We start from the raw sequence: 23,112 nt of genomic DNA, 5'->3' as shown, positions 1-23,112 counted from the left end.
AGCGCGGGACGGCACGCAGCACACGGCCGAGCGGGAGGCGCGGCGCCGTGCAGGCGGAACAGCGAGTGGGCACGGAGCGACGGATCGGCTCGGCACGCGGCACGCGGGGGTGCCTGTCGGTACGGCTTCTTGGCAATCAGGGCTAGCGTGCCAATCCAGGGGCGCGGGGCACCGGTCGCGGTATCCGGCGGGCGAGGTCGGGGCGTTCATCCGCGTGCGCGGGGTGGCCGCAGAGGCTGACCGTCACGCCGTTGCCACTGCCCCCTCCTCCTCGCCCCCTCACGCCCCCACGCGATGGCGCGGCGCCGGGTGGTGCGGCCGGCGGAGCCTCATGGCACTTGTGCGCTCCCCCGCGCGAGGCCGGGTCGGCCCGGCACATGCGTGTGCGCGGGGCGGTGAGGGGCATGCGCCCGGCGAGGGGAGTTGTCGGCCGGGTACGTGGCGGGCCGAACCCGGGGCAGAGCCGTTGCGCCTCAGCCGCCTCGCCCGTCGCATTCGCGTGGACGGGAAGGCCACGGCGTACGGACCAACGCGCGTACGCCCGCCGGGCCCCGTACCCGCAAGCACCCGCACACCGCCCACCCTCGCCCGGACCGCCGGCTCACCCCGCGACAACGCGACAACCCCGAGCCGGCGTCGTACACATCGGTCCCCGCATCCGCGAACCACCGTCACCCGTACCCCGGTTGCCCCCTCGGCGCCCGGCCCTCGCCTCAACACACCGGCGCGCCCGGCGGAGTTGCCGTGGGTGTCGGCTTCGGCAAGCCGCACAGGGTGCTTGCCGAGATCTTCCAGGCCCCGGCCTGTTCGATGGCCGTGCCGGTCGCGTCCTTGGGTGTGGCCGTGCCGGTCAGCGTGTACGTCACCAGCGCCCGCTTGTCCGAGGCGAACCGGATGTCCTTGACCTCGGCGCCGCCGCCCGTGGACGTGTCGTAGGTCTGGAGGACTCCGGTGAGGAGTTTGCCGTTCTCCAGGAGGGACTGTCTGTCCTTGAGGGACGTCTTGGGGGCGAAGAACTTGGTCCAGGCGGCGCGGATGGACTGTTCCGCGGCGGCCGTGTCGGCGGGAGCCGTGGGCCGGGCGGAGGAGGGCGACGGCGAGGGGGTGAAGCGGGGCAGTTTGTCGTCGGGGTCGTGGCTGCACCCGGCGAGGGTGAGGAGAAGCGCGGCCACCCCTACCACGCGCCGCGTGCCGTTCCGGAGAGCCATCTGATGCACCACCATGTGTCGACGTCGGCCTGCCAGAAGGCATCTTGCAGTCAATTGCCGTTGTACGACAGCCACTTGAGCCACAGCGAGATCAAACCGCCACCTACCCGAGGGGCGGCCCGAAGACGGCCGGCGGGCGTTCGCGGGCCGTGGACCGGGGGAGCACGAGGAACGTACCGGGGTTGAGCCGGTCCGGATACGCGCCCACCGCATCCTTGTTGGCCTGGTACAGCGCCTTCCACCCGCCCACGACACGGTACTTGGCGGCGATCCCGGAGAGCGTGTCCCCGGACCTCACGATGTACACGCGCCCCCGCAGCCGGTACCGCTCGGAGCACGCGGGCCACGCCTCCCACCCCTGGAGGGCCAACACCTCCTGCGCGACGGCGATCTGCTGCTCCCGGGACGCGAGGTCGGCGCGGGGCGCGTACGAGAGCCCCCCGAACTCCTTCCAGGTCGGCGCCCAGAACTGGAGCCCGCCGTAATACCCGTTGCCGGTGTTGGCGTCCCAACGCCCGCCGCTCTCGCACTCGGCGACACAGGCCCAGGGCCACTGGTCGCGGGCGCAGTCGTAGGAGACCGGCGCGGGGGACGGAGCGGTGAGGACCGGCAGCAGGGCCGTCAGCAGAGGCACGAGAAACATCGCGTCACCGTAGGCGGCACCCCCGTACCCCTCCCCCAGCCGCGCCGCGCGACGGCGGGGGCCCCACCCGGTCGGCTCACCGGATGGGGCCCGGCCCCGGACACGCTGGCGATGGCTCAGACGAGCAGCCGCTGCCCCGGCATGATCAGGTCGGGGTTCCCCCCGATGACGGCCTTGTTGGCCGAGTACAGCCGACCCCAGGTCGTGCCGTTGCGCTCGGCGATCCCGCTGAGCGTGTCACCGGCGCGGACGGTGTAGTTCGCGCCCGGCGTCGCCCGGACAGTGCCTCGCGCGGTGTTCCCGGTGGAGCGCTCGGGCGCGGAGTTCTTGCGCGAACTCTCGCCGGAGGAGCCCTTCTTGGAGCTGCTCTTCTTGTACGAGCTCTCGCTCTTGTACTTCTTGACCGAACCAGAGCCGGAGTTGGACGACCCGGAGCCCGAAGACCCGGACCCGGACCCGGAGTTGGACGGCGCGCTGCCGTAGGCCCCGGCACGGGACGAGCACACCGGCCAGGCACCCCAGCCCTGCCCGCGCTGGACCTTGCTCGCAACGGCGATCTGCTGCTCCCGGGACGCCTGGTCGGCGGTGGACGCGTACGCGGTCCCGCCGTAGGCACGCCACGTGGAGGCGGAGAACTGGAGTCCCCCGTAGTAGCCGTTGCCGGTGTTGATGTGCCAGTTGCCGCCGCTCTCGCACTTGGCGATCCGGTCCCACACCCCGCTGTCGGCCGCGGCGGCGTTGCCGCTCGCGGCCAGCAGGCCGAGGGGCGCGAGGAGCGCTGCCCCGGCGAGGACAGCGGTCGTGCGGGCGCGGCGGGTGTTATCGGCACACTCGGACATGAAGTTCCCTCTCTACGGACCCGGATTTCCCCCTGACGAGCGGGACGCTATCCGCGTATGGACGCCGATATCGCGTTCCGCCCCCTGTGCGCCGACGTGATGCATCGGCGCGCTGTCTGTCCCAGCGCGGTCGCCGCACAGGTTCCGGGTGGTGCTCTGTGCACCGGCGGAGGAATCTAGGAGCCCTGACGAGCCGTTAGCAACCAACTCCCTGTTTCCGCAGGCCAGTTAGGCGTTACCAGAGGTAACAAAGAGAATTGAACGGCCTTTACATCCACCCATTTCACGATGTGTCGACCATGAACCAGAGCGCCCTGTGAGTCACCTCACGGAACCAACGTCCGTGACCCACCCGTTACTTGACCACGAGTGTTCGAACATGAGCCCAAAGTGACCGACCGCGTCAGGTGGCTCGGTTCAGTCCTCCCAGGTGCGTGACTCCCACCACAGCTCGCCCGTTGAGTCTGAATGAGCCGGGGACCCACCCGGCCCGCCACAGCACCGCATCCCGAGGGAGCCACCGTGCCGCGCATGCTCGACGTCAGCGACGAGGTACGCGCCGAGATCGGCGACGAAGAAGCCGACCGGCTGCTCACCGGAGACAACGCCCCGGGCAGTTACGACTGCACGTCCTGCCGCACCCCGGGCGACTCCGAGCACGAGCGCACCAGCACCGTCCTGTTCATCGGGGACGAGACCGCCGTCCTCGCCTTCGCCCACGCCGGCTGCCTGCCCTCCCAGGTCGTCCAGGTGACGGAGGAACAGCTCCAGGGCGCCGTCCGCTCCATCAGCGGCAGCGCCGCCGAGCCCGCCAAGGCCGTACCGGAGCAGGCGGTCCTCGGGGTGACCAGCGGACTCGTGCTGATCGCCGGGGAGTTGCACCCCGCGCTGGTCGTCGAGCCGACCGCGCCGATCGCGCGCCCCGGCTCCACCGGCTCCGGGGACGACTTCCTGCCGCTGCTCGTCGAGCAGGGCTTCACGCCGGTCGGCCAGATCACCGAGGTGCCGCCGGTACGGCACGGCTGGTCGGTGCTGCTCGCCGTCGGCCAGCTGCACGCGATCCTCCAGCCCGGCCCGAACGGCGCCCAGCCCGCGGCCTGGTGGCAGGCGCACCAGCCGCTCCAGGTCACCGACGGCTGGCGGGCCGCCGCCAACAAGCACCAGCAGGTGCTGATGTTCGCGGCACCGGTCGGCTCCATCGGCCGCCAGCCCCGTGAGGACCTGCTCCGCGACGCCCTCGACAAGGCCGCGGCGAACGGCCGCCTGGTGGCCGCGGCCCTGCCCCTCGCGGGCACGTGACGCTCACCCCGCTCACACCTTCCGCACCGCATCCCTTGCCCGGCCGGGTCGTTTGGAGTGACGTGCACACATACGACTCTTCCCTGTGGCCGTCCTACGCCGCGATCCCGTCCGCCCGCCCCGGACAGGACCCGCAGTCGGCCACCCCGATCTACGACGCGCTCTACGCCGAGTACGTCAAGTCCTTCCGGGCGCTGCCGGGCGACCGGAGCGGGGAGGAGGAGCTGGGGTTCACGGCGTTCGGGGGCGGGCCCGGACACGGCGGCGGGTACGCCGGGGGGTACGCGGGCTCGTACAACGGCTCGTACAGCGCCTACAGCGCGGGGGCGCAGAGCGCGCGGCAGCAGGGACAGTGGCAGCGCGTGGGGACGCTGGGGCAGCAGCAGCCGTACCAGTACCAGGGGGCGCAGAACCTCCCCGCGCTGCCACCGGGACCGCGCCGGGGGTACTGAGCGAAAAGGGCGGCTCCCGAAGGAGCCGCCCTTTTCGCTGCAACCGTTTACTTCTTCTTGCCGCGCTTCTCGCGCACGCGCACCGAGATGTGGATCGGGGTGCCCTCGAAACCGAACTCCTCGCGCAGACGGCGTTCGATGAAGCGGCGGTAGCCCGCCTCGATGAAGCCGGAGGCGAAGAGCACGAAGCGCGGCGGCTTGGTGCCGGCCTGGGTGCCGAAGAGGATGCGGGGCTGCTTGCCGCCGCGGATCGGGTGCGGGTGCGCGGAGACCAGCTCGCCGAGGAAGGAGTTCAGCCGGCCGGTCGGCACGCGCGTCTCCCAGCCCGCCAGCGCCGTCTCGATCGCCGGGACGAGCTTCTCCATGTGCCGCCCGGTGCGCGCCGAGACGTTCACCCGCGGCGCCCAGGCGATCTGCCCCAGCTCCGTCTCGATCTCCCGCTCCAGGTAGTAGCGGCGCTCCTCGTCGAGCGTGTCCCACTTGTTGTACGCGACGACGATCGCGCGGCCCGCCTCGACGGCCATCGTGACGATCCGCTGGTCCTGTACGGAGATGGAGTCGGCGGCGTCGATGAGGATGACGGCCACCTCGGCCTTCTCCACGGCGGCGGCGGTGCGCAGCGAGGCGTAGTAGTCGGCGCCCTGCTGGAGGTGGACGCGCTTGCGGATACCGGCCGTGTCGACGAACTTCCAGGTGACGCCGCCGAGTTCGATCAGCTCGTCGACCGGGTCGCGGGTCGTGCCCGCCAGCTCGTTGACGACGACGCGCTCCTCGTTCGCCACCTTGTTCAGCAGCGAGGACTTGCCGACGTTCGGGCGGCCGATCAGCGCGATCCGCCGGGGACCGCCGACAGCGTTCCCGAACGACTGCTCCGGCGCCTCCGGCAGTGCCTCCAGGACGGCGTCCAGCATGTCGCCGGTGCCGCGGCCGTGCAGCGCGGAGACCGGGTGCGGCTCGCCGAGGCCCAGCGACCACAGGTACGCCGCGTCCGCCTCGCCGCTCTGCCCGTCCACCTTGTTCGCGCACAGCACGACCGGCTTCCCGGCCTTGCGCAGCAGCCGTACGACCGCCTCGTCGGTGTCCGTCGCGCCGACCTTGGCGTCCACGACGAAGACGACCGCGTCGGCCGCCTCGATCGCGTACTCCGCCTGCGCGGCGACCGACGCGTCGATGCCGAGGACGTCCTGCTCCCAGCCGCCCGTGTCGACGACCTTGAAGCGCCGGCCGGCCCACTCGGCCTCGTACGTCACGCGGTCGCGGGTCACCCCCGGCTTGTCCTCCACGACGGCCTCGCGCCGTCCGATGATCCGGTTGACCAGCGTCGACTTCCCGACGTTCGGCCGGCCGACCACGGCCAGCACCGGCAGCGGGCCGTGCCCCGCCTCCTCGATGGCGCCCTCGACGTCCTCGACGTCGAAGCCCTCTTCCGCGGCGAGCTCCATGAACTCCGCGTACTCGGCGTCACCGAGCGCTCCGTGGTCGTACTCGGAGTGGTTGTCGTCGTTCATGAAGTTCCGTACCTCGTTCATCGTGGTGATCGGTGGACCGGCCCGTTATCGGCTGATCCACTACTAAGTGTCGCCTAGCGTCCGGTGAGACGCCTGGCGTTTTCCAGGTGCGCGGTGAGCTGCTTCTGAATACGTTCCGTGGCCTCGTCGAGAGCCTTGCGGGTACGACGTCCGGTGCCGTCGCTCGCGTCGAAGGGGTCGCCGAAGACGACGTCCACGCGCGAACGCAGCGGGGGCAGCCCCTTGACCAACCGTCCCTGGCGCTCGGAACTTCCCAGGACGGCCACGGGGACGATCGGCGCGTTCCCGCGTACGGCGAAGTAGGCGAGGCCCGCCCGCAGCGCCGCGAAGTCCCCCTCACCCCGGCTGCCCTCGGGGAAGATCCCGAGGACACCGCCGTTCTTCAGCACGTCCAGCGCCTGGGTGACGGCGCCCCGGTCGGTCGAGTCCCGGTCCACCTTCAGCTGGCCGATGCTCAGCAGGAAGGGGTCCAGGGGGCCCACAAAGGCTTCCTTCTTGATGAGGAAGTGCGTCGGCCTCGGGGCCACGCCCATCACCATCGGGCCATCGATATTGTGCGAGTGGTTGACCGCGAAGATGACCGGCCCGGTGGACGGCACTCGCCAGGAGCCGAGCACACGGGGTTTCCAGAGGCCGTACATAAGCCCCACACCGATCCGACGCCCCACCTCAGCGCCCCTCTCCGAGGGGGTGGCCGACGGGGAGGGCTGGGTACGCCGCATCAACTGAAGCCGCCGGGCAAGCCGGGAACCCGTGGCGGGCCGGAAGCCGGGGGTGGCGGGGCCGACGGACTGGGCGGGCCGGGGGCCGGGCGTTGAGGCGGCGACGGACTGAGCGGGCCGGGCGCTTCCGGCGGACTGCGGGGGCTCGGAGCCTCCGGTCGGCTGGGAATCCCCGATGGGCCCGACTGGCTGAGCGTTCTCAGCGAGCCGGGTGGGCTGGAGATCCCCGGCCGACTGGGAACCGCCCCCGGCCTGGGTGAGCTGGGCATCCCCGGTCGGCCGGGAGTCCTCGCCGGTCCGAGTGGGCTGGGGATCCCCGGAGGGCTGTGTGGTCACTTGCCCGCCCGCTTCTCCTCGACGAGGGTCACGACGCACTCGATGACCTGCGTCAGCGTCAGCTCCGTGGTGTCCACCTCGACCGCGTCGTCCGCCTTGGCGAGCGGCGAGGTCTTGCGGCTGGAGTCCGCCGTGTCCCGCTTGATCAGCGCCTCGCGGGTGGCGGCGACGTCGGTGCCCTGACCCAGCTCACCGCTGCGCCGGGCGGCCCTCGCCTCGGCGGACGCGGTGAGGAAGATCTTCAGATCGGCGTCCGGCAGAACGGTCGTCCCGATGTCCCGGCCCTCGACGACGATCCCCTTCTCCGCGCCGGCCGCGATGGACCGCTGCAACTCCGTGATCCGGGCACGCACCTCGGGCACCGCGCTCACGGCACTGACCTTGGAGGTCACATCCTGCGTCCGGATCGGCCCGGCGACATCCACCCCGTCCACATGGATCGTCGGCGCCGCCGGATCGGTCCCCGACACGATCTCCGGCTTCCCGGCGACCGCGGCGACGGCGTCCGCGTCATCGACGTCGATCCCATTGCTCACCATCCACCAGGTGATCGCCCGGTACTGGGCCCCGGTGTCCAGATAGCTAAGCCCGAGCTCCCCGGCCACAGCCTTCGACGTACTCGACTTCCCGGTGCCGGAGGGACCGTCGATAGCAACGATCACAGGCTGAGCGGCGCCGTTTTCCACGGGGGGACACCTTCCTGGTGCATGGTGGTGGGATCCGGGACGACAAGAACGCCCCGCACAAGGTTACTGCGTACACATCACGCCCTACTCCGACGCCCAGGGCCACCCACCTCCAGCTCTGCTGCCCACCCCGCCCAGCACATCCCAGCCCGTCCGGCGTTTGAGGACGAGGCCCCTTCAGGGCCGATCCCCACCCACCCGGGGTCCAGGGGCGGAGCCCCGGGCGGGGTCGTCCAAGGGGCAGCGCCCCTTGGGGATGTGGGGGTCCCCCCTGCTCGAAGAGCTTGGGGGAGGGTAGGGGCGGCGGGGGCGAGGAAACTACTGGCGTACCCCCCAGCCCCGCTCCCGCAGAGCCGCCGACAACACCGGCGCAGCCTTGGGCTCCACCATCAACTGCACCAACCCGGCCTGCTGCCCCGTCGCATGCTCGATCCGCACATCCTCGACATTCACCCCAGCCCTCCCCGCATCCGCGAAGATCCGAGCCAACTGCCCCGGCTGATCATCGATGAGCACGGCGACCACCTCGTACACCCGATGCGCGGCACCGTGCTTCCCCGGCACCCGAACCTGCCCCGCGTTCCCCCGCCGCAACACATCCTCGATCCCGGCGACCCCCAGCTTCCGCTGATCGACGTCCCCGGACTCCACGGCCCGCAACGCCCGCACGGTCTCATCGAGATCCGCGGCGACATCGGAGAGCAACTCGGCCACAGGCCCGGGATTCGCGGACAGGATGTCGATCCACATCCGAGGATCGGACGCGGCGATCCGCGTGACATCCCGAATCCCCCCACCGGACAACCGCACGGCGGACTCCTCCGCATGCTCCAGCCGAGCAGCGACAAGGCTGGACACGATGTGCGGCATGTGGGAGACGAGCGCGACGGCCCGATCGTGGGCGTCGGCGTCCATGACGACGGGCACGGCCCGGCAGTGGGAGACCAGCTCCAGCGCGAGATTGAGCACCTCGGTCTCGGTGTCCCGCGTGGGCGTCAGCACCCAGGGCCGCCCCTCGAACAGCTCGGCGGAAGCGGCGAGGGGCCCGGACTTCTCCCGCCCGGACATGGGATGCGTCCCGAGGTACCGGGAGAGATCGACCCCGGCGGCCTCCAGCTCCCGCCGGGGCCCACCCTTGACGCTGGCGACGTCGAGATACCCGTACGCGACCTCGCGCCGCATGGCATCCGCGAGCACGCGGGCGACATGAGCGGGCGGCGCGGCGACGACGGCGAGATCGACGGCCCCGTCGGGAGCCTCGTCGGTCCCGGCCCCGAGCGCGGCGGCGGTCCGGGCCTGCTCCGGATCGTGGTCGGCGAGATGGACGACGACCCCCCGCTGCGCGAGGGCCAGGGCGACGGACGTCCCGATGAGCCCGGTCCCGATGACGAGCGCGGTCCTCACTGGGCGATGTCCTTCCGCAGCCCGGCGGCGGCACCGAGGTAGACGTGGGCGATGTCGGCCCGCGCACGCGCGGACTCGACGTGCGCGAGCAGCCGTACGACGCGGGGCATGGCCCCGGTGATGTCGAGCTCCTGCGCGCAGATCAGGGGAACGTCGACGATCCCGATCTTGCGCGCGGCGGCGGCCGGGAAGTCGCTGTGCAGATCGGGCGTCGCCGTGAACCAGATGCTGATCAGATCGTCGACGACGAGATCGTTGCGCTCCATGACGGCCGTCAGCAGCTCCCCGACCCGCCGTTCCATCTCCCCGGCGTCGTCCTCGTCCAACTGGACGGCCCCCCGGACCGCTCGTACCGCCACGCCACCGCTCCTCGCTGTTCCCGTACACCGCGCCTCTGGACCACCCAGCGTAATCAGCCCCACCGACATCGGCGCGCCCGCCCGCCCCCTGAGACGTCCGACGCCTTTGTGCCACTCCGTCCCGGTTGCTTCTCGTCGCCGCCCGCCGGTGCCAGGATGACGCGCATGACGCTCCCCACGACCCGTCGCACGGTCCTCCTGACATCCCTGATGACGACGAGCGCGGTGGCGCTCACGGCAGCCTGCGGCGGCTCCGACGACGACAAGGACAGCTCCTCCCCGGGCGGTACCCCGGGGGCGACGGACCTCGCGAAGACCTCCGACATCCCGGTGGGCGGCGGCAAGGTCTTCACGGACCAGAAGGTCGTGGTGACGCAGCCGGTGAAGGGCGAGTTCAAGGCGTTCTCGGCGGTCTGCACGCACCAGGGCTGCACGGTGGCCAAGGTCGCGAACGGCACGATCGACTGCCCCTGCCACCAGAGCAGGTTCGGCATCGCGGACGGCGCGGTGAAGGGCGGCCCGGCCCCGCGCCCGCTGCCCGCGAAGGAGATCACGGTGAAGGGCGACACGATCACCCTGGTGTGAGCACCGCACGCGCGCGTGAGAGGCCGCTCAAAAAAGCCCCCTCGCACGCGCGCACAGCCCCCCTCACTCGTCCCACAACGCCCCCAGCGTCACCAGCTCACTCCCGTACTCGATCCGGTCCGCCCACTCCGTGGGCCACGCGTCGATCCCCAGCCAGGCCCCCGCGAACGCCCCGGTCAGACAGGCGATCGAGTCGGAGTCCCCGGAGGAGCAGGCGGCCCGGCGCAGCGCGGTGACCGGCTCCTCGGGGAACAGCAGGAAGCAGTACAGCCCCGTGGCCAGCGCCTCTTCGGCGATCCACCCGGCGCCGGTCGCGAGACACGGATCGGCCTCCGGGTCGGGGGCCCGCAGAGCCGCCTCCAGCCGGTCCAGGACGGCGAGGCACTCGTCCCACCCGCGCGCGATGAAGTGCTCGGGGTTGGGGTCCTGGCTCCGCGTCCACAGGTCCCCCAGCCAGTCCTGCCGGTACCGGGACCGGTTCGCCAGCGCGTACGCGCGCAGGAGCCCGATCAGCTCGGACGGCCCGCTCCCGTGCGCGAGGAGCCGTACCGCGTGCGCGGTGAGGTCGGAGGCGGCGAGCGCGGTGGGGTGGCCGTGGGTGAGGGCGGCCTGGAGCTGGGCGGCGCCCGCGCGCTGTTCGTCGCTGAGCGCGGGCGCGAGCCCGATGGGCGCGACGCGCATGTTGGCGCCGCACCCCTTGGAGTCGATCTGGCTGGCGTCCTGCCAGCGCCGACCGGGGTCGTCGAGCAGTTCGCAGGCCCTGAGGCAGGTCCCGCCGGGCGCGCGGTTGTTCTCCGGGGAGTGGTACCACTTCACGAACTCCTCGCGCACCGACCGCTCCATCCCCTGCGGCCCGAGCACGCCCCGGTCCCTCGCGGACCGCAGCCCGCGCGCGAGGGCCAGCGTCATCTGGGTGTCGTCGGAGACGATCGCCCGCGCGGGCAGGGGCATCTGCCGCCAGGGCCCGAACTTGGCGACGATCTGGGGGACGTCGTTGAACTCGGTGGGGAAACCGAGCGCGTCCCCCAGCGCCAGCCCCATCAGGGCCCCGGAGGCGGCGCGCTTGTGCACGGTGAAACTCATGAGGGGCGTCCTTCTGTGGAGGGCCGGACGAGCGGCGGGTGGAGAGCGGTGGCCGTCCCCGCGCGGTAGAGGGCGGCGGGTTTGCCGCGCCCTCCGGTGAGCCGGGCGCCCGCGCGGGCCGGTTCGACGAAGCCGGGTGTGGCGAGGACCTTGCGGCGGAAGTTGGGCCGGTCGAGGCAGGTGCCCCAGACGGTCTCGTAGACGCGTTGCAGCTCGCCGAGGGTGAACTCGGGCGGGCAGAACGCGGTGGCGAGGCACGTGTACTCGAACTTGGCGCCCACGCGTGCGCGCGCGTCGGCGAGGATGCGGTCGTGGTCGAAGGCGAGCGGCCCGGTCTCGTCGTACGGCGTCCAGCGGGCCTGTACGGCGTCGCCGCCGCCGTGCGGTTCGGGGCCGTCGGGGACGAGGGCGGCGAAGGCGACGGAGACGACGCGCATGCGGGGGTCGCGGCCGGGGTCGCTGTAGGTGCGCAGCTGTTCCAGGTGGAGGCCGGCCGCGTCGGCGAGGCCGGTCTCCTCGGCGAGTTCACGCAGGGCGGCGTCCTCGGCGGACTCCTCGGGCAGGACGAACCCGCCGGGCAGGGCCCACTGTCCGGCGTACGGCTCCCGGCCGCGTTCGACGAGCAGGACGTGCAGGGCGCCCGCGCGCAGGGTGAACACCGCGAGGTCGACGGTCACGGCGAAGGGTTCGTACGCGTGCTTGTCGTAGCCGTCCACAGTCGCCCCCCGCCTTTATGGTCACTCCGACCATAAGCAGCGCGTGCAGTGGCGGACAAGACCCCGGCCGCGACCGGCACCAGCCCTCCACAGAACCCCCGAAAGCCCTCAGTGCACCCCAGGAGCCCTTTTCGGGAACACAATGACGGCCGACCCCGGAGAACCCGGGGTCGGCCGTCACGGAGCCGTACAGCCGCCTTCTAGAGGTCGACCTCCTGCATCAGCATGCCCACCTCGGTGTTCGACAGCCGCCGCAGCCAGCCCGACTTCTGGTCGCCGAGGGTGATCGGGCCGAAGGCGACCCGCACCAGCTTGTCCACCGGGAAGCCCGCCTCGGCGAGCATGCGCCGCACGATGTGCTTGCGGCCCTCGTGGAGCGTGACCTCGACCAGGTAGTTCTTGCCGGTCTGCTCGACGACCCGGAAGTGGTCCGCGCGCGCGTACCCGTCCTCCAGCTGGATGCCGTCCTTCAGCCGCTTGCCCAGGTCGCGCGGGATCGGGCCGACGATGTGCGCGAGGTAGACCTTCTTCACGCCGTACCGGGGGTGCGTCAGGCGGTGTGCCAGCTCGCCGTGGTTGGTGAGCAGGATGACGCCCTCGGTCTCCGTGTCGAGCCGCCCCACGTGGAACAGGCGCGTCTCACGGTTGGTGACGTAGTCGCCGAGGCACTGCCGCCCCTCGTTGTCCTCCATCGTGGAGACGACCCCGGCGGGCTTGTTCAGCGAGAAGAACTGGTACGACTGCGTCGCGACCGTCAGCCCGTCGACACGCACCTCGTCCTTCTCGGGGTCGACGCGCTTGCCCTGCTCCAGGACGATCTCGCCGTTGACCTCCACGCGCGCCTGCTCGATCAGCTCCTCGCAGGCCCGCCGCGAGCCGTAGCCCGCGCGCGCGAGGACCTTCTGGAGCCGCTCGCCCTCCTGCTCGGCGCCGGGGAAGGTCTTGGGCAGCTTGACGTCCTTCTTGCCCGCGTACCGCTCCCGGTTGCGCTCCTCCGCGCGCGCGTCGTACTCGCGCGAGGTCGCCGGCGCCCAGCGCCCGCGCCCGCTGCTGCCCGAGGACTGCTTCGGGCCGCCCTTGGCGCCGCCGCGCGCGGAAGTCCCGCGCCCGGACCTGGGACCCTCCGGGGAGGCGCCGGGGCCCACGTCGTAGCGCCGCTCCTCGGGGCGGGGCTTCTTCGGCCGGCCGCCCTGGTTGTCGTCGCGGTTGTTGCCGGCGCCGCGGTAGTTGCCGCGGCCCCCGCTGTTCCCGCCGCGGCTGCCGCTGTTGCCACCACGGCTCCCGCCGTTGTTTCCGCTGCTGTTCCTGCCGCTGCTGCTTCGCATCAAAGTTCCGTCTTGTCGTCTTCCTCGGTATCCGGAGCGTCCGGATCGAACGACGGGACCCCTTCCAGCGTCTCGGCCTCGATCGCCTCCGCCTCCGGGAGGAAGGGCGCGAGTTCCGGAAGCTCGTCCAGACCGCGCAGGCCCATCCGCTCCAGGAAGTAGTTCGTCGTCCCATACAGGATCGCACCTGTTTCGGGTTCCGTGCCCGTCTCCTCGACCAGGCCCCGCTGGAGCAGGGTGCGCATCACGCCGTCGCAGTTCACTCCGCGCACCGCGGAGACGCGGCCGCGGCTGACCGGCTGGCGGTAGGCGACGACGGCGAGGGTCTCCAGCGCCGCCTGGGTGAGGCGGGCCTGCTGGCCGTCCAGGACGAAGCTCTCGACGGCCGCCGAGTAGGCGGGCCGCGTGTAGTAGCGCCAGCCTCCGGCGACGGCTCTCAGCTCGAAGCCCCTGCCCTGTGCCGTGTACTCGTCCGCCAGCTCCCTGAGCGCGTCCGCGACCTGCCGCCGGGGCCGCTGGAGGAGCTTCGCGAGGTGCTCCTCCGTCGCCGGTTCGTCGACGACCATCAGGACGGCCTCCAGGGCGGGCTTGAGGTCCAGCTCAGCGACGGCCTCGCTCACGTCTTCTCCTCCTCGGTCGGCCGGTCGAACTCGTCCGTCACCGCGGCGGTCGCGTCACCGCCGGTCCACCGCACGAGCAGGTCCCCGAGCGCCGTCTCCTGGTCCAGTTCGACCGCCTTGTCCCGGTACAGCTCCAGCAGCGCGAGGAACCGGGCGACGACGGTGAGCGTGTCCTCGGTGTCCTCGACGAGCACCCGGAAGCTGGCCTCGCCGAGTTCCCTGAGCCGCGCGACGACGACCAGCGCCTGCTCCCGCACACTCACCAGCGGCGCGTGGATGTGATCGACGTACACCTGGGGCTTCGGCTTCGGCTGCATCGCCTTCACGGCGAGCCTGGCGAATCCTTCCGCCCCGATGCTGATCACGACCTCGGGCAGCAGTTCGGCGTGGTGCGCTTCGAGCCCGACGGTACGGGGGTAGCGGCGCCCCTCGACCTCCAGCCGGTGGCTGAGGATGTCGGCGATCTGCTTGTACGCCCGGTACTGCAACAGCCGCGCGAACAGCAGGTCCCGCGCTTCGAGGAGCGCGAGGTCGGCCTCGTCCTCGACCTCGGCGGCGGGCAGCAGCCGCGCGGCCTTGAGGTCGAGCAGCGTCGCGGCGACGACGAGGAACTCGGTCGTCTGGTCGAGGTCCCAGTCCGGCCCCATCGCCCTGATGTGCGCCATGAACTCGTCGGTGACCTTGGACAGCGCGACTTCGGTGACGTCCAGCTTGTGCTTGGCGATCAGCTGGAGCAGCAGGTCGAAGGGGCCTTCGAAGTTGGTGAGCCGGACCTTGAAGACCCCGTCGGGAACCGCCTCTTCACGCCCCTCCGCCTCGACGGGGACCGGCGCCTCTGCGGGAACCGGCGGTTGTTCCCCGGCCCCCGGCCCCCGACCCAGTGCGCGTCGGCGGCCGGCCGGGGCACCGGTGGCAGAAGACGTGTCGTACGAGGTCATAGCCCCCGAAGGTACCCCTACCGCCCCCGCAACCGGCGTACGAGGATGCTCGCGTCACCGCGGGACTCCAGGTCGGCGAGGACGACGGCGACCGCTTCGCGGACGATGCGGCCCCGGTCGACGGCGAGGCCGTGTTCGCCGCGGAGCACCAGGCGGGCGTGCTCCAGGTCCATGAGTTCCTCGGCGGAGACGTACACGGTGATCTTCTCGTCGTGGCGTTCGCGCCCGGAGGGGCGGCGGGCGGCGGCGCGGCCCCGTTTGCGGGGCTCGGCGTCGGCGGGAGCGGCGGGGTTGGCAGAACCTTCCTGCGCCCGCCGCACACGGCCGTCGCCCCTGCTGCGGGACTCGCCGCCGTCGCCCTGGCCGGCGTCGGCGGCGACGTGTTCGGCCCCGTCGCCGTCCCCGCCCTGCGCGGGCACGGCGAGCGGCGCGTCCTCGGCGGACGCCCCCTCGCTCTCACCCGCCTGCCCCGGCACCCGGCCCTCGCCGGGCCGCCGGGGAGTGGACGGCTGGAGCGCCGTTCCCCCTGTCGTGCGGAAGAGTTCGTCGGCCCCCGGCAGACTCACTCGGCGTGACACCGGGCGAGCACCTCCCTGGCGAGCTGGCGGTAGGCGGCGGCGCCGACGGAGTTGGACGCGTACGTGGTGATCGGCTCGCCCGCGACCGTGGTCTCGGGGAAGCGGACGGTCCGGCCGATCACCGTGTGGTAGACGTGGTCGTCGAACGCCTCGACGACCCGCGCGAGCACCTCGCGGCTGTGGACGGTCCGCGAGTCGTACATCGTCGCGAGGATGCCGTCGAGTTCCAGCTCGGGGTTGAGGCGCTCCTGGACCTTCTCGATGGTCTCGGTGAGCAGCGCGACCCCGCGCAGCGCGAAGAACTCGCACTCCAGCGGGACGATCACCTTGTGGGCGGCCGTGAGCGCGTTCACCGTGAGCAGGCCGAGCGAGGGCTGGCAGTCGATGACGATGTAGTCGTAGTCGTCCATCAGCGGCTTCAGCGCCCGCTGGAGGGTCGACTCGCGCGCGACCTCGGAGACCAGCTGGACCTCGGCCGCCGAGAGGTCGATGTTGCTCGGCAGCAGGTCCATGTTGGGGACCGCGGTCTTCAGCAGGACCTCGTCGGCCGACATGCCCCGCTCCATGAGCAGGTTGTAGACCGTGAGGTCGAGCTCCATGGGGTTGACGCCGAGACCCACCGACAGCGCGCCCTGCGGGTCGAAGTCCACGAGCAGCACCCGCCGGCCGTACTCCGCGAGGGCGGCACCCAGGTTGATGGTCGACGTGGTCTTGCCCACGCCGCCCTTCTGGTTGCACATCGCGATGATCGTCGCGGGTCCGTGATCGGTCAGCGGGCCCGGGATCGGGAAGTACGGCAGCGGACGCCCGGTCGGGCCGATGCGCTCGCGACGCTGGCGTGCGGCGTCGGGCGCGAGCGTGGCCGCGTACTCGGGGTCGGGCTCGTATTCGGCGTCGGGGTCGTAGAAGTGCCCGTCGGGCAGTTCGTCGTAGTCGGCGAAGTGGTTGTGGGGCGCGCCACTTCCGTCGCCGGCCATGGCGTTCACGTGATGGCCATCCATGCTCTGGTCTGCTGTCCGCAGGGTCTGCGGACTCTGGTGGGCTGCGAAGGTGCGCACAGCGACGGAGCCGACAGCCTCGGTTCCCTCAGGGCTCCGGCCCCGGACAGGCGTTCCTGCTCGACCACCCCCGGGAGAAAATGTCGACTCATTCACAAGTCGTCTTACCTCCTTGGTGACCAGGGGATTTCTGGACAGGTCAGCGTGGCACCATGCCGACGGTTGGCGACTCTATGGCGTGTCGGCCGTTCGCAGCAACACAATCCGCCGGACCCGGCCGGATGTGTCGGCAAAGAAACATGACGCTGTCAAGGGCGTACGGCCGTCGCACAGCAGGTTTCACCGGTGTGCGAATCGGTCGAAGGGTTACGTTCGCGGCGAGTTGACCGAGCATCGCAAAGTGACCATACACACATTGGGCCGGACCTTATGGACAAGGCCCGGCCCGCTGTGCGTCGTTGACGCTTCTTGTTGACGTATCGCCTTTATCAAAAGGTGACTTGGCCACGCCCGATGGGCGGGTCGCTCACCCCAGCAGCGACGTCAGTTCGACGTGCTCGAGGCCGTGCGCCTCGGCGACCTCGCGGTAGACGACCTTGCCGTCATGGGTGTTGAGCCCCTTGGCGAGCGCGGGATCGCGCCGCAGCGCCTCGGCCCAGCCGTGGTCGGCGAGTTCGACGATGTACGGCAGGGTCGCGTTGGTGAGCGCGTACGTCGAGGTGTTGGGGACCGCGCCGGGCATGTTGGCGACGCAGTAGAACACCGACTCGTGGACGGTGAACGTCGGTTCGGCGTGGGTCGTCGGACGCGAGTCCTCGAAGCAGCCGCCCTGGTCGATCGCGATGTCGACAAGGACACTTCCGGGCTTCATGCGGGCCACCAGCTCGTTGGTGACCAGCTTCGGCGCCTTGGCGCCCGGGATGAGGACGGCGCCGACGACGAGGTCGGCGTCCAGGACGGCCTTCTCCAACTCGAAGGAGTTGGACATGATGGCCCGCACCTGCGTGCCGAACACCTTGTCGGCCTCGCGGAGTTTGTTGATGTCCTTGTCCAGCAGCGTGACGTGGAAGCCGAGTCCGATCGCGATCTGCGTCGCGTTCCAGCCGGAGACCCCGCCGCCGATGACGACCGCCTTGGCGGGCTGGGTGCCCGGCACCCCGCCGGGCAGGACCCCGCGCCCGCCGGCCGAGCGCATCAGGTGGTAGGCGCCGACCTGGGGCGCGAGCCGCCCCGCCACTTCGGACATCGGTGCGAGCAACGGCAGTGCGCGGCCCGGGAGTTCGACCGTCTCGTAGGCGATCGCGGTGGTGCCGGAGGCGACGAGCGCGTCCGTGCACTCCTTGGACGCGGCCAGGTGCAGGTAGGTGAAGAGCGTCTGGTCCTTGCGCAGCCGGTGGTACTCCTCGGCGACCGGCTCCTTGACCTTGAGCAGCAGATCGGCGGCGCCCCACACCTCGTCCGCCGTGTCCAGGATCGCGGCGCCCGCCGCGACGTACTCCTCGTCCGGGATCGAGGACCCCACCCCGGCGCCGCGCTCGATGACGACCTCGTGGCCGTGGCGCACCAGTTCGTGCACGCCGGCGGGGGTGATGGCCACCCGGAACTCGTTGTTCTTGACCTCGCGGGGGATGCCGACCTTCACGTCGATCACGGTCCTCGACTCAAGGGACGTATACGTATGCGTATACCGGGATATGTCGCACTGGTGGCGCGACAGAGCCAGTCTAATGAAGGCGTTCCCGGTGTCCAGCCTTTCAAAGCATCAATCTTCGGCCGATGTGCCACGGATTTCGTAGGCGTTGCTTCCGTGTTCCCCCTCGGATTCAGGCCCGGGGCGCTCCCCGGCCAGCATCCGGTCGGCCGCCGCGCGGTGCACCCGGGCCGCCGCCGGGTCGCCGAGGTGCTCCAGGGTGTCGGCGAGGCGCAGGTGGAGCGCGGCCTGCAAGCGCTCGTCCTCCGCGCGACGCGCCCACTCCACCGCCTCCTGGCAGGTCCGCAGCGACTCCTCCGGCCGGCCCGCGTACTCCTGGACCCGCGCCAGTTCGCTGAGCGCCCGCGCGTGCGCCCCCACGTCCCCGTTCTTCCGGTGCCCGGCGGCCGACGCCCGCCACGCCCGCTGCGCCTCCCCGTACCGGCCGGCGTAGGTCTGCGCGGTGGCGATACGGCCGTACAGGCGCGCGGCGTCGGCGCGTTCGTCCCGGGCGAGCCGCTGGGCGAGGGCGCGGCCGTACCAGTCGGCGGCCCGCTCGTAGTCCCCGAGTTCGAGGTGCGCGCCGCCGATCGACTCCATGGCCCGGCCGGTCGCATACGGGTCGCCCGCCTCGCGTCCGGCGTCGAGGGCGGCCCGGTAGCGGGTCAGCGCCTCCTCGGTGCGGCCGGTGCTCGCGTCGACGTCGGCGAGGTTCAGCAGGGCCGCGGCGCGCTCGCGCGGGAGGTCGCGGCGTTCGGCGACGTCGAGGACGAGGCGGTGGACGCCGTACAGGTCGGGGGCGGCGGCCCGGGTGCCGAAGTGGGCGACCATCGCGCGCACGAACTGGGACATCAACCGGCGTGCCAGGGTGTCGAGTTCACCGTCCGCGACCGCGAGGCGGGCGGAGGCCAGCAGGGCCGGGCGGCGCAGCCGCAGCCAGTCGCCGGCCGCCCGCCGGCTGGAGAAGCGCAGGGCGCGCGGGAGACCCTGGAGGCGGGCGCGGGCCTGCGGGTTCTCCGGTTCGGTGATCGCGCGGCAGGACTGGAGGAGGCGGACCGTGCGCTCCAGCATGCGCGCGCGGGCCAGGTGCAGTTCGGCCGGGCGGTCGTGCGTCTCGGCGGCGGCCTTCAGCAGGGGGTACAGGCAGCCGGGCACCTCGTACTGCGGGATCGGCGAGTCCACCGCGTGCAGCAGGCCCTGCGCGGTCAGGTCGTCCAGGGTGGTGCGGGCGGCGCCGATCGAGCAGCCGGCCAGCGCCGAGGCGGTGTGCGGGTCGACGAGGCCGGCGGGGGCCAGGCTCAGCAGTCGCAGTATCCGCGCGGCCGGCGCCGGCAGTCCCGCGTGCACGAGCCGGAAGACCCGGCTGAGCGGCGTCCCCTCGTCCCCCTCGGCGCGCAGGTGCTTGGCGAGGTCGGCGACGGCCGCCGTGGGCCGCGCGGCCAGCCATCCCCCGGCCAGCACCAGCGCGGCGGGCTGCCCCTGGCACACCTCGACGAGCCCCTCCGCCGAGCGCGGGTCGACGGTCACCCGCACCGACCCGGTCGACCGGGTCAGCAGTTCCAGCGCCGACTTGGTGTCCAGCCCGCCCAGCGTGCACGGCCGCACATCGGCGATCCCGGTCAGCGGCCCCCCGGACACAGCGACGACCAGGCACTCCGGGTTGTCCGGCAGCAGCGCGTCCACGTGTTCGGCACCCGGCGCGTCGTCGAGCAGCAGCAGCGTACGGCGCTCGGCGAGCGCGTCCCGCAGCAGCGCGGAGAGGTCGTCCTGATCGGCCCCTGCGGGCGCCTCGACGTCCAGCTCGGCCAGCAGGTCGCGGGCGGCCCGCTCGACGGGCACGGGCGTGCCGTCCGGCTCGGCGAGCCGGACCCGCAGGACGCCGTCCCGGTAGTGGCCGGCGACCTGGCGGACGAGTTCCTCGGCGAGCGCGCTGCGGCCGGACCCCGGCCGGCCGGCGATCAGCAGCACCCGCGCGCGGGGCGACTTCTTGCCGACCAGGGTGTCCAGGCCGACGCGCTCGATGTCGGCCCGCAGTTCCTTCAACTCCCTGGTACGGCCCAGGAATTGGCCCTCCGTCGCAGCGTGGCCCGACAGCACCGCGCCGTCCGTCTCCACTGCCTGATCCGCCACGGGCCACGCTCCCGTCTCACACACGCGCAACACCGGCACGCACTCTCGGCTCACTCCACGGGAGCCTAGTTCACGCTCTGCAACCTTCCTCGCGGAGCGCGGCCATGACGGCCCCTCAGGTCCCCTGATCGGATCAGCCGATGGTCACACCGGGAACGTGAACCTCTGAGGGAGCGCGAAACGATCACGCAGGGTTCACGTTTGCGTCAGAAACGGTCGGGCGCCGACCCCTCACGCCTCGAACGGCCGCGCGGGCCAGGCCGCCTCGGCCGGACGCAGCGCCGAGAGGCCGTCCCCGGCGCGCGCCGCCGCCAGCGACAGCACCCCCACCACCAGACAGTTGTTGTGCAGCTCCCCCGCGAGGATCCCCCGCACCAGCTCGGCGACCGGCACGCGCGCGTACTCCATGTCCGCCTCCTCGTCCTCCACCTCGAAGCGCTGCCCCTCCGCCTCCGAGAGTCCCCGCGCGAGGAAGACGCGCACGGCCTCGTCGCAGCCGCCGGGCGTGGTGTAGACGTCGGTGAGGACGTGCCAGCTCTCCGCCTTGACGTGGGCCTCCTCGTACAGCTCGCGCTGCGCCGCGTGCAGCGGGTTCTCGCCGGGTACGTCGAGGAGACCGGCCGGGATCTCCCAGAGCTTCTCGCGCACGGGGTGGCGGTACTGCTTGATCAGCAGCACCCGGTCCTCGTCGTCGAGGGCGAGGACGGCGACCGAGCCGGGGTGGACCTGGTAGTCGCGGCGGACGACCGAGCCGTCCGGCATGACGACGTCGTCGGTGCGCACGGACGTCTTCTTGCCGACGAAGGGAGTGTCCGTCGCGCGGACCTCCCACTCCTGCGGGGTGTCCTTGACCGTCATTGCTCTTGCCTCTCCGACGTGCGCAAACGAAAACCGGGGCGCTCCCGTTGAGAGGGAGACACCCCGGCCACCGTACAACCGGCCGTGTTACTTCGAACTCTTGGCGGCCACCGCCGCCTTCACGAGCCCGGCGAACAGCGGGTGCGGCCGGGTCGGGCGCGAGCGCAGCTCCGGGTGGGCCTGCGTGGCGACCAGGTAGGGGTGGACGTCGCGTGGGTACTCGACGTACTCGACGAGCTTGCCGTCCGGGGACGTGCCCGAGAACTGGATGCCGGCCTTCTTCTCCAGTTCCGCGCGGTAGGAGTTGTTGACCTCGTAGCGGTGGCGGTGCCGCTCCTCGACGTACTCCTTGCCGTCGTAGACCTCGCGGACGATGGAGCCCTCGGCGAGCTTCGCCGGGTACATGCCGAGCCGCATCGTGCCGCCCATGTCGCCCTCGCCGGCCACGATGTCGAGCTGCTCGGCCATGGTCGAGATGACCGGGTGGGCCGTGGCCGCGTCGAACTCGGTGGAGTTGGCGTCCGGGATGTCCGCGAGGTTGCGGGCCGCCTCAATGACGATGCACTGGAGACCCAGGCACAGGCCCAGCAGCGGCACCTTGTTCTCGCGGGCGTACTTGATCGCGCCGACCTTGCCGAGGACGCCGCGGTCGCCGAAGCCGCCGGGGATGCAGATGCCGTCCACGTCCGCCAGCTGGGCGGCGGCGCCGGCCGGGGTCTTGCAGTCGTCCGAGGTGACCCACTTGATCTTCACGCGGGCCTTGTTGGCGAACCCGCCCGCGCGCAGCGCCTCGGTGACCGAGAGGTAGGCGTCGGGGAGGTCGATGTACTTGCCGACCAGGGCGAGCGTGATCTCGTGGTCGGGGTTGTGGACGCGGTCGAGCAGGTCGTCCCACGTCGTCCAGTCCACGTCGCGGAACGGCAGGTCCAGCTTGCGGACGACGTACGCGTCGAGGCCCTCGCCGTGGACGGTCTTCGGGATGTCGTAGATGGAGCGCGCGTCCGGGCAGGCGACGACCGCGGACTCGTCGACGTCGCACATCAGGGAGATCTTGCGCTTGATCGCGGTCGGCACCTCGCGGTCGCAGCGCAGCACGATCGCGTCGGGCTGGATGCCGATGTTGCGCAGGGCGGCCACGGAGTGCTGGGTGGGCTTGGTCTTCAGCTCGCCGGACGGGCCGATGTACGGAAGGAGCGAGATGTGGACCACGAACACGTTGTCCCGGCCGACCTCGTGACGGACCTGGCGGACCGTCTCCAGGAACGGCAGCGACTCGATGTCACCGACCGTGCCGCCGACCTCGGTGATGACGACGTCGACCTCGTCGGTCGCCATGCGGCGGATACGGTGCTTGATCTCGTTGGTGATGTGCGGGATGACCTGCACGGTGTCGCCCAGGTACTCGCCGCGCCGCTCCTTGGCGATCACGGTGTTGTACACCTGGCCGGTGGTGACGTTGGCGCTGCCGTCGAGGTCGCGGTCGAGGAAGCGCTCGTAGTGGCCGATGTCCAGGTCGGTCTCGGCGCCGTCGTTGGTGACGAACACCTCGCCGTGCTGGAAGGGGTTCATCGTGCCGGGGTCGACGTTCAGGTAGGGGTCCAGCTTCTGCATGACCACGCGCAGGCCACGGGCCTTCAGGAGCATGCCGAGGCTGGAGGCGGTCAGGCCCTTGCCGAGCGAGGAGGCGACACCCCCGGTGACGAAGATGTGCTTGGTCGTCGAAGATTTCGGCGTGATGGCCAAGAGGGGGCTCCCGTGGTCGCGGTCTGGGGGTCGCTGCGGTTCGGGGGATTCGTGCCCTCCGCTCCACGGGCTACCAGCGTATCAGCGCCCCGGAGAGATGGCTTCCGGCCACGCTCCGCGCACGCGCCGACACAAGTCTTTGACGAGGATTTCGTGTTCCTTGACGACGCTTTCACCCTCACTCACCCGTTCGGCCCAGGCACGTCGGTGAGAGCGGCACACAGATGATCTGCGTGAGTCGTATCCTGCTCAGACACTCGCTGTCGAGTCCCTCCGTGCACCACGGCACACCCCCGCCCACGGACCGGAACAACGAAGGCTCGTCAGCTCGTTGAACAAAAAATGGCGTTTTGCCAGACGGCGGGACGACC

22 protein-coding genes are annotated in these 23,112 nt (G+C 71.4%); 3 read left to right on the top strand and 19 right to left on the bottom strand.

All coding sequences use genetic code 11. The annotated features are described in order from the left end of the window. Positions 1-713: 713 nt before the first annotated feature. From PV682_RS36295 to PV682_RS36285, 3 genes are all read right to left on the bottom strand, one after another. Positions 714-1,208, bottom strand: a complete 495-nt coding sequence (locus PV682_RS36295; RefSeq protein WP_319736006.1) for a hypothetical protein — start codon at positions 1,206-1,208, stop codon at positions 714-716. Between the two features lie 103 nt (positions 1,209-1,311). Further along, a complete protein-coding gene (locus tag PV682_RS36290) occupies positions 1,312-1,851 on the bottom strand; it encodes a LysM peptidoglycan-binding domain-containing protein (RefSeq protein ID WP_319736005.1) in 540 nt (179 codons plus the stop codon). Between the two features lie 116 nt (positions 1,852-1,967). Further along, a complete protein-coding gene (locus PV682_RS36285; RefSeq protein WP_319736004.1) occupies positions 1,968-2,690 on the bottom strand; it encodes a LysM peptidoglycan-binding domain-containing protein in 723 nt (240 codons plus the stop codon). Positions 2,691-3,212: 522 nt separating this feature from the next. On the opposite strand from PV682_RS36285, the gene PV682_RS36280 reads away from it, so the two are divergent. Both PV682_RS36280 and PV682_RS36275 read left to right on the top strand, forming a co-directional pair. Next, positions 3,213-3,989, top strand: a complete 777-nt coding sequence (locus PV682_RS36280) for a hypothetical protein (protein ID WP_319736003.1) — start codon at positions 3,213-3,215, stop codon at positions 3,987-3,989. Between the two features lie 62 nt (positions 3,990-4,051). Beyond that, on the top strand, positions 4,052-4,441 hold the full coding sequence (locus PV682_RS36275) for a hypothetical protein (protein ID WP_319736002.1): 390 nt from the start codon (positions 4,052-4,054) through the stop codon (positions 4,439-4,441). A gap of 47 nt (positions 4,442-4,488) precedes the next feature. On the opposite strand, the gene der is transcribed toward PV682_RS36275, so the two are convergent. The 5 genes from der to aroH all read right to left on the bottom strand — a co-directional run bounded on the left by der (position 4,489) and on the right by aroH (position 9,477). Further along, the gene (gene der / locus PV682_RS36270; protein WP_407705801.1) at positions 4,489-5,970 is read right to left on the bottom strand and encodes a ribosome biogenesis GTPase Der; all 1,482 of its coding nucleotides are present in this window, start codon (positions 5,968-5,970) and stop codon (positions 4,489-4,491) included. 53 nt (positions 5,971-6,023) lie between these two features. Beyond that, the gene (locus PV682_RS36265; RefSeq protein WP_319736039.1) at positions 6,024-6,692 is read right to left on the bottom strand and encodes a lysophospholipid acyltransferase family protein; all 669 of its coding nucleotides are present in this window, start codon (positions 6,690-6,692) and stop codon (positions 6,024-6,026) included. Between the two features lie 332 nt (positions 6,693-7,024). Beyond that, positions 7,025-7,714, bottom strand: a complete 690-nt coding sequence (gene cmk, locus PV682_RS36260; RefSeq protein WP_109363739.1) for a (d)CMP kinase — start codon at positions 7,712-7,714, stop codon at positions 7,025-7,027. A gap of 318 nt (positions 7,715-8,032) precedes the next feature. Next, positions 8,033-9,118 (bottom strand): prephenate dehydrogenase, encoded by a 1,086-nt coding sequence (locus PV682_RS36255; RefSeq protein ID WP_319736001.1) that lies wholly within the window; start codon positions 9,116-9,118, stop codon positions 8,033-8,035. Further along, positions 9,115-9,477 (bottom strand): chorismate mutase, encoded by a 363-nt coding sequence (gene aroH, locus PV682_RS36250; RefSeq protein ID WP_319736000.1) that lies wholly within the window; start codon positions 9,475-9,477, stop codon positions 9,115-9,117. Before aroH ends, PV682_RS36255 begins: the two co-directional genes overlap by 4 nt. A 165-nt stretch (positions 9,478-9,642) precedes the next feature. On the opposite strand from aroH, the gene PV682_RS36245 reads away from it, so the two are divergent. After that, positions 9,643-10,062 (top strand): Rieske (2Fe-2S) protein, encoded by a 420-nt coding sequence (locus PV682_RS36245; RefSeq protein ID WP_319735999.1) that lies wholly within the window; start codon positions 9,643-9,645, stop codon positions 10,060-10,062. Positions 10,063-10,125: 63 nt separating this feature from the next. Here the strand turns inward: PV682_RS36245 and PV682_RS36240 are convergent, their stop codons facing one another. The 11 genes from PV682_RS36240 to PV682_RS36190 all read right to left on the bottom strand — a co-directional run bounded on the left by PV682_RS36240 (position 10,126) and on the right by PV682_RS36190 (position 22,735). Then, on the bottom strand, positions 10,126-11,145 hold the full coding sequence (locus tag PV682_RS36240; RefSeq protein ID WP_319735998.1) for an ADP-ribosylglycohydrolase family protein: 1,020 nt from the start codon (positions 11,143-11,145) through the stop codon (positions 10,126-10,128). After that, the gene (locus PV682_RS36235) at positions 11,142-11,861 is read right to left on the bottom strand and encodes an NUDIX hydrolase (RefSeq protein ID WP_319735997.1); all 720 of its coding nucleotides are present in this window, start codon (positions 11,859-11,861) and stop codon (positions 11,142-11,144) included. Before PV682_RS36235 ends, PV682_RS36240 begins: the two co-directional genes overlap by 4 nt. Before the next feature lie 200 nt (positions 11,862-12,061). Further along, complete coding sequence (locus PV682_RS36230; RefSeq protein ID WP_319735996.1) at positions 12,062-13,186, bottom strand: pseudouridine synthase; 1,125 nt, start codon at positions 13,184-13,186, stop codon at positions 12,062-12,064. Then, the gene (scpB, locus tag PV682_RS36225; protein ID WP_319736038.1) at positions 13,186-13,752 is read right to left on the bottom strand and encodes an SMC-Scp complex subunit ScpB; all 567 of its coding nucleotides are present in this window, start codon (positions 13,750-13,752) and stop codon (positions 13,186-13,188) included. The genes PV682_RS36230 and scpB overlap by 1 nt, the downstream gene beginning before the upstream one ends. A gap of 50 nt (positions 13,753-13,802) precedes the next feature. Continuing rightward, positions 13,803-14,744 carry a segregation and condensation protein A gene (locus PV682_RS36220; protein WP_319735995.1) on the bottom strand — a complete coding sequence of 314 codons (942 nt, stop codon included), beginning with the start codon at positions 14,742-14,744 and terminating at the stop codon, positions 13,803-13,805. A 17-nt stretch (positions 14,745-14,761) separates the two neighbouring features. Next, a complete protein-coding gene (locus PV682_RS36215; protein WP_319735994.1) occupies positions 14,762-15,322 on the bottom strand; it encodes a hypothetical protein in 561 nt (186 codons plus the stop codon). Then, positions 15,307-16,476, bottom strand: a complete 1,170-nt coding sequence (locus PV682_RS36210; RefSeq protein WP_075661776.1) for a ParA family protein — start codon at positions 16,474-16,476, stop codon at positions 15,307-15,309. The genes PV682_RS36215 and PV682_RS36210 overlap by 16 nt, the downstream gene beginning before the upstream one ends. Before the next feature lie 370 nt (positions 16,477-16,846). Next, the gene (gene ald, locus PV682_RS36205; RefSeq protein ID WP_319736037.1) at positions 16,847-17,962 is read right to left on the bottom strand and encodes an alanine dehydrogenase; all 1,116 of its coding nucleotides are present in this window, start codon (positions 17,960-17,962) and stop codon (positions 16,847-16,849) included. A 120-nt stretch (positions 17,963-18,082) separates the two neighbouring features. Next, entirely contained in the window at positions 18,083-20,140 is a 2,058-nt protein-coding gene (locus tag PV682_RS36200; protein ID WP_319735993.1) for a tetratricopeptide repeat protein, read from the bottom strand. Between the two features lie 231 nt (positions 20,141-20,371). After that, positions 20,372-20,998, bottom strand: a complete 627-nt coding sequence (locus tag PV682_RS36195) for an NUDIX hydrolase (RefSeq protein WP_319735992.1) — start codon at positions 20,996-20,998, stop codon at positions 20,372-20,374. An 87-nt stretch (positions 20,999-21,085) separates the two neighbouring features. After that, on the bottom strand, positions 21,086-22,735 hold the full coding sequence (locus PV682_RS36190; RefSeq protein ID WP_319736036.1) for a CTP synthase: 1,650 nt from the start codon (positions 22,733-22,735) through the stop codon (positions 21,086-21,088). Between the last annotated feature and the right edge of the window lie 377 nt (positions 22,736-23,112).

The sequence above is a fragment of the Streptomyces niveiscabiei genome, assembly GCF_033794345.1.
Taxonomy (GTDB): Bacteria; Actinomycetota; Actinomycetes; order Streptomycetales; family Streptomycetaceae; genus Streptomyces; species Streptomyces niveiscabiei.
Note: the sequence above shows the minus strand (reverse complement) of the source record. Positions and strands in the feature narration are given on the sequence as shown.

Coding starts and splice junctions, on each gene's coding strand:
- PV682_RS36285 (WP_319736004.1), bottom strand. CDS start 2,690: ATGTCCGAGTGTGCCGATAACACCCGCCGCGCCCGCACGACCGCTGTC.
- der (WP_407705801.1), bottom strand. CDS start 5,970: ATGAACGAGGTACGGAACTTCATGAACGACGACAACCACTCCGAGTAC.
- PV682_RS36195 (WP_319735992.1), bottom strand. CDS start 20,998: ATGACGGTCAAGGACACCCCGCAGGAGTGGGAGGTCCGCGCGACGGAC.
- PV682_RS36245 (WP_319735999.1), top strand. CDS start 9,643: ATGACGCTCCCCACGACCCGTCGCACGGTCCTCCTGACATCCCTGATG.
- PV682_RS36220 (WP_319735995.1), bottom strand. CDS start 14,744: ATGACCTCGTACGACACGTCTTCTGCCACCGGTGCCCCGGCCGGCCGC.
- PV682_RS36230 (WP_319735996.1), bottom strand. CDS start 13,186: ATGCGAAGCAGCAGCGGCAGGAACAGCAGCGGAAACAACGGCGGGAGC.
- scpB (WP_319736038.1), bottom strand. CDS start 13,752: ATGGTCGTCGACGAACCGGCGACGGAGGAGCACCTCGCGAAGCTCCTC.
- PV682_RS36240 (WP_319735998.1), bottom strand. CDS start 11,145: ATGAGTTTCACCGTGCACAAGCGCGCCGCCTCCGGGGCCCTGATGGGG.
- PV682_RS36290 (WP_319736005.1), bottom strand. CDS start 1,851: ATGTTTCTCGTGCCTCTGCTGACGGCCCTGCTGCCGGTCCTCACCGCT.
- PV682_RS36265 (WP_319736039.1), bottom strand. CDS start 6,692: ATGCGGCGTACCCAGCCCTCCCCGTCGGCCACCCCCTCGGAGAGGGGC.
- PV682_RS36295 (WP_319736006.1), bottom strand. CDS start 1,208: ATGGCTCTCCGGAACGGCACGCGGCGCGTGGTAGGGGTGGCCGCGCTT.